Annotated in this window: 7 protein-coding genes; 3 read left to right on the top strand and 4 right to left on the bottom strand. The window is 64.3% G+C overall.

Going from position 1 to position 8,046, the window contains the following annotated elements; translation table 11 throughout:
• Positions 1–3 precede the first annotated feature (3 nt).
• Positions 4–1,152, bottom strand: a complete 1,149-nt coding sequence (locus V3G39_18005; GenBank protein ID XAS78325.1) for a lytic transglycosylase domain-containing protein — start codon at positions 1,150–1,152, stop codon at positions 4–6.
• Positions 1,149–2,900, bottom strand: coding sequence for a hypothetical protein (locus V3G39_18010; GenBank protein ID XAS78326.1), 1,752 nt, complete (start codon positions 2,898–2,900; stop codon positions 1,149–1,151). Before V3G39_18010 ends, V3G39_18005 begins: the two co-directional genes overlap by 4 nt.
• A 233-nt stretch (positions 2,901–3,133) precedes the next feature.
• On the opposite strand from V3G39_18010, the gene V3G39_18015 reads away from it, so the two are divergent.
• A complete protein-coding gene (locus tag V3G39_18015; protein ID XAS78327.1) occupies positions 3,134–3,544 on the top strand; it encodes a hypothetical protein in 411 nt (136 codons plus the stop codon).
• Between the two features lie 164 nt (positions 3,545–3,708).
• On the opposite strand, the gene V3G39_18020 is transcribed toward V3G39_18015, so the two are convergent.
• Both V3G39_18020 and V3G39_18025 read right to left on the bottom strand, forming a co-directional pair.
• Positions 3,709–4,467 (bottom strand): MBL fold metallo-hydrolase, encoded by a 759-nt coding sequence (locus V3G39_18020; GenBank protein ID XAS78331.1) that lies wholly within the window; start codon positions 4,465–4,467, stop codon positions 3,709–3,711.
• Positions 4,468–4,632: 165 nt separating this feature from the next.
• Positions 4,633–5,721, bottom strand: coding sequence for a hypothetical protein (locus V3G39_18025; protein XAS78328.1), 1,089 nt, complete (start codon positions 5,719–5,721; stop codon positions 4,633–4,635).
• 41 nt (positions 5,722–5,762) lie between these two features.
• On the opposite strand from V3G39_18025, the gene V3G39_18030 reads away from it, so the two are divergent.
• The gene (locus tag V3G39_18030; GenBank protein ID XAS78329.1) at positions 5,763–6,458 is read left to right on the top strand and encodes an SDR family oxidoreductase; all 696 of its coding nucleotides are present in this window, start codon (positions 5,763–5,765) and stop codon (positions 6,456–6,458) included.
• A gap of 248 nt (positions 6,459–6,706) precedes the next feature.
• Positions 6,707–8,014 carry an IS256 family transposase gene (locus tag V3G39_18035; GenBank protein ID XAS78330.1) on the top strand — a complete coding sequence of 436 codons (1,308 nt, stop codon included), beginning with the start codon at positions 6,707–6,709 and terminating at the stop codon, positions 8,012–8,014.
• The last annotated feature ends 32 nt before the right edge of the window (positions 8,015–8,046 follow it).

The following is an 8,046-nucleotide window of genomic DNA, read 5'->3' on the forward strand; positions in this document are numbered from 1 at the left end:
GGGTCACTTCTTCCGGTAGTAGACGGCGTGGGGAAACCCGGCATAGAGCACCCCGGGTGATTGGCGGGCTTGCGGGGCGAACCCGACATGCCCGGAATAGGCGTACGAGCCCTCCACGAAGTTGCCGGAGAACCCCGGAACGCTGCCGACGTACATCCACACGTGGGTCAGGCCCCCGCCGTTGCTGATCCCGACATCACCGGGGCGTAACTGGGACAGGCTCAACGACCCGGCCGAGCCGACGAGTTGCCAGTGCGCGGCCATCCACGCTTCCTGCACGGGGACGAACCCCGCACCCTGGGCCATCACGCCGGCATCGTTGTAGGAGGGATCCACTGCCGTGGTCGCGATTAATGACGCCGTCGCGGAACAGTGATCCCCTTCGGGCCTACCAGCGGGGTACTCCCCCGGTTGGTGGGCGTAGAAATGGCCACTGGCCCGGGCGGCGTTCACCGCGGCGGTGTACTGCGGCATCTGCGCGAGGTGGTCCTGGCCCTGGTTGGTGTGCCACGCATACGCCAGCACTGTCTGTGACAGGGACGCGCCCGCCGCCAGGGCTGGGCCACCCACCCCACCGGCGGCGGTGAACAACGCCAGGTACTTACGGATGTTGGTGATGTAGGCCGGGGTTTCCCCGTTGCGTGGGACACCACCAGCGCCTTGGACCGCGCCCAGGCCGGCGTTGTATGCCGCCCACGCCAGATCGTTGGGGTCACCCGTGACGCTCCCGGCCTTCAGCAAGGTGGTCACCTGGGAGTACAGGGCGCACATGAAATGGGCTTGGGCTGGGATCGCGTCGCCTGGGTCCAGTGGGGAGCTGGACCCGTTGTGGTCATAGTCCTTGCCCCAGGTGACCCACGTGCCGGGCATGAACTGGGCGATGCCCTGCGCGCCGGCAGGGCTGGTCGCGGCCCGGTTGAAGCCAGATTCGGCTTTCAACTGCGCCGCGATATCGGGTGCGGTGATCCCCGCACAGACCGTTCCTGCCGCTTGGATCAACGGGACCAGATCTGCTGGGATACCCGCACTGTTTAACCCGCCACCCCCGACTGGCGCCGGCGTGGGTGCGGTCCCAGATATCGCGACCACCACCAGGATCGGGATCACCGCGATTCCCAGCAGCGCCCCACCCGCGGCCTTGCCCCCACTCATCGGCGGCCACCCTTCGACGACGTCACCGATGGTTTCTTACTCGGCTTCTTGCCCGGTTTGGTGCTCGGTTTCTTTGGCGTCTTCTTCGCTGGTGTGCTGGCCGTGCTCGACGGCACGGGCGGGGTCGTTGCCGCGGGGGTAATCGACGTCGGGCTTGGCGCCGGCGAGGTAGCAGCACCCGGGTCTGCCGGGAGCAAGTACAAGCGGGGGACGCTGTCTGCAGCGGCCAGGACCAGCGCGGACCTGCCGACCAGCGCGTACGGGGTTACCGGTTGCCCAGTGCCACCCCCGGGGGTTGGTGCCGGGTCGGTGCCGGTTCCCGCACCACCGATGACCGCGCCTGAGGCCGTCACAGCAACGACCTGTTGGTTCGCGTTGTGACACCAGATGACCCCGTTGCCCACGCCCAGGGGTGACCACCCGGCCGGCAAGCCGCCCACCGCGCCGGTGGTCAGGTTCACCACCCTGGCTCCGGCCACGCCCGTGCGCCCGTCCGGGGAGGTCATCAGTCCGGTCGCCCCTGAGGTGGCGGGGATCTGCGCGCCGGTCCAGGACGGTGTCAACGTCGACAACGCGCTGGCCCGCAGGACCTGTACCGGCGCGCCGCCGCCGGCTGTGGCCTTGGTCGGGGACCAGGACTGCACCAACTGAGTCGCGGTGACCGCGACCGTGACCCCGCCGGTGTACCCCTTCGGGGCGGGTAGTCCGATGGGCGTGCCTGCGACCGTGGGTGAGGTGACTTTGTACGCGTGCCCGGTCGTGTCGGTGACTAACACTGCGCCCCCGCCCAGGACCGCGACCGCGCGTCCACCCGGAGGCAACGCCCGCGCCATCAGCGTGTTGTCGGGCCCCACGATCGAGACCGTTGTTTGTGTCCGGGGCAGGATCGGACCGGCCGGAGTCAACACCACCGCACTACTGCCTGCTGCGGCGGTCACGGGCACCGTCCACGACCCCACCGGGACGCCTGCAGGGGTGAACGCGACCACCGCGGTGTTGGTAGCGACCATCACCACCGGTGCCCCGTTGATCGCCCCCAGCACCGGGCCGGCGGTCACCTGCGACCCGGTCACCGGGCGTGCCCACGCCACGGCGCCCGTACGAGCGTGCAGCGCCGCGACCGAGAGGCCGCCCACCCCGCGGGTGATGACGGTGAACACCGTTGTCCCGGACACGGCCACCATCGGCGCCGGTGTGCTCGCGCCCGACGGCGCGGGCACCGCCACCGAGGACCACGATGCTTGCGCGGACCACCCCACCGGTGCGGTCACCGGCAGCTCCGTTGGCGTCGCCGAGGGGGTGACCGTCACCGTTGCTACCGCCGCACCGGCGCCACCGGAATGACCCAACAGCACGACGCCGCCCATGACGGCGACCGCCAACGCCACTGCTGACCCGCTGACGGCTAGGCGCACACCCACCCGCGACCGGGTGCGCCCCGACCCGGAACGCTTACCCGTCACCGGTGTCGCGCCGGGCGTGTCCAACGGCCACATCTTGCCGTGCCCGTCCACGACCACCGGCCACGAATTACCCGCACCATCGCAAGCGACCGCACGGACAGCCTGCACCGCGCCCTGACGGGCCGCAGCCCGCGCAGCAACCACATTCAACCCCGCGATTCGTGGCTCAACCCCCGGCGGAACAACCACCACCACGTCATCCACCGTGACCAGGTCCCCCACCAAACTCATCCGCACCACCGGATACACCGGCACCCGCGACGGATCGAACAATCCCTGCGTCACGATGACTCTCCCCTCAGCTGCTCTGCGGCCGCTGACACCTTGTGTGTGATGATTAAATATCACTTTGCAGGTTTAGTGCAAACACCGTGCTTATAAAAGTCGCACTGTGAATGATGGTGAGAGGTAGACCTGAGATGGCAGCGGACAAGGCCAACCCCTACGGTTGGGGCCTAACCGAGACGCGGGGTTTGGCTCCCCACGTCGTACTGGGACGTCGACGGAGGGCAATTGTGGTGTCTCGCGACATCCCTGGGCTTAGCGCCGCGCTCGAGGAAGCCACCGACGATCTCCGTAAAGCTGATCCCGACGGCAACTGGACCAACGACCGCATAGCCGTCGAAGTGACGAACCTCGGCACACCGCTCTCGTCAGTTCACTTCCGTCAGCTGTGCAAGGGGCGAAACGCGGCCCCGACCACCATGCTTATGGCGAACCTGGCCGAAGTACTAGGCAAGCCTCTGCTCTACTTCACCGATCCTGCTGTGCGGCAGGCGATCCGTAGGGCACTTGATGTCCCCTCTGCACAGAACGACCGGGTCGTGGAGGCTGTTCTGCGCTTCCGCTCAATGACCCACGAAGAGCAACAAGCGGTCATTGATGCCATCACTCACGATGCCGATGCGTTAGCCGCGCAGCAAGACTGACGGTTCACCAGCTCTGCAAGCACGTATGGACGTACTTCAGCAGGAACAGCAGCGGATTCCATCCACTCCCGCAGAACCTTCGATACGTGCCCGACTGTGGTGGACGCAGTCTGCATAGGGCAATCACGAGGAGACGTCACATTGCTGTTGGTCATCGAACCTCGTCACCCTCTGGCTGGTTCGTGGGCATTTGGAACAGGTCTGGCCTCATCGAGGACCGCGCGCACAGCCGTCGCTGGCCTCATAAACAAGGGGTCACCATGGCCAGGCAGTAGGACATGTGCATCTATCGCTGCGAGGGACCGCAGGCTTTGCCGGGCTCGAGCTAGGTCGGTGTGAAACATCGGATGAAGCATTTGGGGACCCTGCTGCGCACTGGTGGGGTGCCCGCTGATCAACGCATCCCCAGTCACCAAAGCTCCTGCAGCGCGAATCTCGAAGACGGTGTGCCCAGGCGTGTGCCCTGGCACAACATGCGGGACTGGGGCCAGGGGCCCCGGCCCCGGAACACCTTCAGCGATCTCAGTAACGGCAGCAACCGCTACATCTTCGAGCCCGCCGAGCGCGATCGCATGCTCCATCCATGTCCGCACCAAAGGATCAGCGGCATAGACGGTCACCTCCTCGCGGGTCACCTGGTTGAGTACCAGACGACGAGCGTGGGCGGCTTCTGCGGTGCAAGCAAGCACTTTCGTGCCGTAATCACGGCGAAGTCGCTCCGCAGAGCCGATGTGGTCAGCGTGAGCGTGCGTGATGAACAACCAGCCGACGTCCGCTGGGGAGTAGCCAATGCAGGCCAAGGATTCTTTTACGGCGAGCCAGTCGCCGGGATAACCGCAATCGATTAGGGAGACCTCACCGCCCTCGGCCAGGATTACCCAGTTGGAAGCAGGGCCATGCACGAAGTGGACCCCGCGGCCCACCTCAACTGTGGTCAACGTGCTGGAAATAAGAAGGCCTCCTCGGTGACGGGTGATGAAGGACCACGCAATGTGGGCTGTTCAGTGACTCCGCCTGCGCCGACCGGCACGAGGGGCTATGAGGCAAAAACCTAGCATGCCGATGTTCCGCGGCCCGACCAGCGGGAACTAGCCGGGTGTTAGCCGGCACAGCACGAAGCGTCCTTTAACCGTGCCAGCATCGACGCCACTCGCGCGCAACAGATACGGCTCATATGTGCCGCTCTCTGTCTTGAAACGCACCACGATGGGAGCATCAGCGATCCTTGGCTCCCGGGCAGACGACGTGAGGTACTGCTGCACTTTCCCAAGGTCGGCCAAGTCCAACATGTTGAGTAACGACCCGTTTCCGGGGTCGGCCAAACGTGCCTTGCCCCACTGGGCGCGCGACCACATGTACAGCGACCATGTGCGCGTATCGATCGCTGCCAGCGCCGCATCAGTTAGATCGAAGGCGGCGCGCAACAGATCTTCGGAGTGGACCTCCACGAAATCTGGAATGACGTGGCCCTCACCCTCTGGTGCCTCATGGGTGATCCCCCGAAGCCACCGATCGTCACCATCTGCTCCGCCCTCGCCAGCAAATCGCAGGTGCTTCGTTGACGGAACTGCTTCGCCCCGACCCGTCATGATTCGGTATCGAAAAATCGGAACCGTGAACGTCGGGTTGTCGATCCACTGCTCGAGGTAGGTGTACATCTCTGCCCGATGCTCAAAGCCAATGAGGTGGTTGAGCCACTGCGGCATTGCTGTCTTCCCGTTAACCAGATCAGCAAACTCGGGGTCACTACGGTCTAGCTCGTATAACTCGAACATTTTTTCGTCCCAGAAGATGTGGATCGTTCGGTCCGAGTGGACACGATCCAGCTCCCATTCCCAGCAACCCACCAGTGGTGGAGTCGCCTCTTCCTGAGACTTGTCGTAGTAGATGCCGTGCACGGCGGTGAGAGATCCCGTCTTCACCGTGGTGATTGGAACAGCCTTGACGATGAGTGGCCCGTCGTCTCGTTCGACGGGCGTACCCCGCAAGATGGCCTCGTCGATAGCTGGCAGCAGAAGCCGACGCGCCTTCGCATCCAAGACCTGCTGCGGACTCACTGCCTTATATGGCTCGTCCCCGACTGCCAGCAGCATTCCGTGTGCGTCGGTAAGCACCCACTGGTTATCAACATTGATCCTTGTAGGCACCTGCTGTATCCCCTCATCGCCCGTATGCACGATCCTATGGGTGAACCTGGCACGCCAATAGAGTGCCGTGTATGGCTGATCCCCTCTCTGTCCTCGTATTCGGTGCAAGTCGCGGGATCGGCCGCGCCACGGCGCGTCGATACCAGGAGCTGGGGCATCACGTCGCAGGTACCCGCCGGCCAGGTGGGTCAGTGCCAGACGGGGTGTTGGATCTCGAAGCAGACATCACCAACACCTCGAGTATCGCGGCCGCGCATGACGCCGCGATAGCAGCGCACGGAGCCCTCGATGTCTTGGTCGTCGCATCGGGCATCACGCGCGATAGCTTCCTACTTCGCATGTCCGACGAGGATCTCAGAGATGTGATCGAGACGAACCTGATCGGACCTATCAACGTCGTGCGATGCGCGTGGCGCAGTATGTGGCGAGCCCGCAAGGGATCCGTGGTGCTGCTCTCCTCAACCGGCGCCAAGGTCGGCCAAAGCGCGCAGGCGAACTACACCGCTAGCAAGGCAGGCCTCGAAGGCTTCATACGGTCAGCATCCCGCGAAGGTGCAAAACGAGGCATCCGAATCAACGCTCTCGCACCCGGCGCAACTGACACCGACATGCTCAAAGCAGTCCCTGACGCTGTCCTCGAGCGGATGAAAGACGGCATTCCCATGGGCCGCATCTCGACCGAAGACGAGATCGCCGCCGCGATCATTGACTACGCGGCTATGACCTACGTGACTGGCCAAACCCTCTACGTCAGCGGCGGCGTCTAAACCCCACCCCACGAGAGCGTTCGAGCCACCAAGGCCAGTTTCTAGACCGAGCGTGCCATTTGCCACGAACAACTCTGCCTCCGCGCTGGTACGCAGCCACCGACAGGCAAGAACGAGTAATGATCAGAACCTGTGGATGGAGTTCGGCGAGGTGACGTGAAGAGGGCGTACCTCCCGAGCAAGATCTGAAGCCCATGCAAGTTCTGATCGGGGTCGGCGTTGGCGCGCCGGCTCGGGAAGGTACGCCCATGCTCAAGGTAGCTCAGGAGAACCGCGGGTCCAGCGAGGACAGTAACGAAAAGATCGCCGTGGTTGAGGGCGGGTCGTTGCTGGATCAGATTGTGCGTGATGGTGCCCGGCAGATGCTTGCGGCAGCGTTGCAGGGTGAGGTCGCCGCGTATATCGACGCGTTCGCGGACCAGCTCGACGTTGATGGTCACCGGTTGGTGGTGCGTAACGGGTTCCACGAGCCGCGGGAGGTGAGCACTGCGGCGGGCGCGGTGCCGGTCCGGGCACCTCGGGTCAACGACAAGAGGATTCAGGAGGGCACTGGGGCGCGGGCCCGGTTCGCCTCAGCGATCCTGCCCGCGTGGGCGCGTAAGTCCCCGCAGGTCGCTGAAGTGCTGCCGTTGTTGTACCTACACGGTCTGTCGTCGAATGATTTCGCTCCGGCGTTGGAGCAGTTTCTAGGCAGTAGCCATGGCCTGTCACCGGCAACGATCACCCGGTTAACGACCGCGTGGCAAGGCGAGGCGGACGCGTTCACCAAGCGGTCCCTGTCCGGCACCGACTACGTGTACATGTGGGTGGACGGGATCCACCTCAAAGTTCGCCTGGCCCAGGACAAGGTGTGCCTGTTGGTGATGATTGGGGTCCGCGCTGATGGGACCAAAGAGTTGATCGCGTTGGAGGACGGGCACCGCGAATCGACCGAGTCCTGGGCGGACCTGCTGCGCTCGTGTAAACGCCGCGGGATGGCCGCCCCGGTCCTGGCAGCAGGCGATGGGGCGTTGGGGTTCTGGGCTGCTGTGCGCGAGGTGTTCCCCGAAACACGTGAGCAGCGGTGCTGGTTCCACAAGATCGCCAACGTCCTAAATTGCCTGCCGGAGTCCGCTCAGCCGGGCGCGAAAGCCGCACTGGCCGAAATTTGGAACGCCGAGGACAAGACGCACGCCCAGGCCGCGGCCAGGTCGTTCGCGAAGGAGTACGGCACGAAATGGCCCAAGGCTGCCGCGAAGATCACCGATGATCTGGACGTGTTGCTCGCGTTCTATGACTATCCGGCCGAGCATTGGGTCCACCTACGCACCACCAACCCCATCGAATCAACTTTCGCGACCGTCCGGTTGCGCCAACGGGTGACGAAAGGACCCGGCTCGAGGGCCGCGGGGGTCGCGATGGCCTTCAAGCTCATCCAGTCCGCCCAAACCAGATGGCGAGCAGTCAACGCACCCCACCTCGTCGCCCTCGTCCGAGCCGGCGCCACCTTCAAAAACGGCATCCTGATCGAACGACCCAGCGACCACGAATCAGGCGGTGATCAACACGTCGCGTGACACGCCCATCCACAGGATTTGACTATTACTCG

Source organism: Dermatophilaceae bacterium Sec6.4 (assembly GCA_039636865.1).
In the GTDB taxonomy this organism is placed as follows: domain Bacteria; phylum Actinomycetota; class Actinomycetes; order Actinomycetales; family Dermatophilaceae; genus Allobranchiibius.

Bases quoted from the DNA above. Each gene is read 5' to 3' on its own strand.
- V3G39_18030 (XAS78329.1), top strand. From the start codon at position 5,763: ATGGCTGATCCCCTCTCTGTCCTCGTATTCGGTGCAAGTCGCGGGATC.
- V3G39_18035 (XAS78330.1), top strand. From the start codon at position 6,707: ATGCTCAAGGTAGCTCAGGAGAACCGCGGGTCCAGCGAGGACAGTAAC.
- V3G39_18005 (XAS78325.1), bottom strand. From the start codon at position 1,152: ATGAGTGGGGGCAAGGCCGCGGGTGGGGCGCTGCTGGGAATCGCGGTG.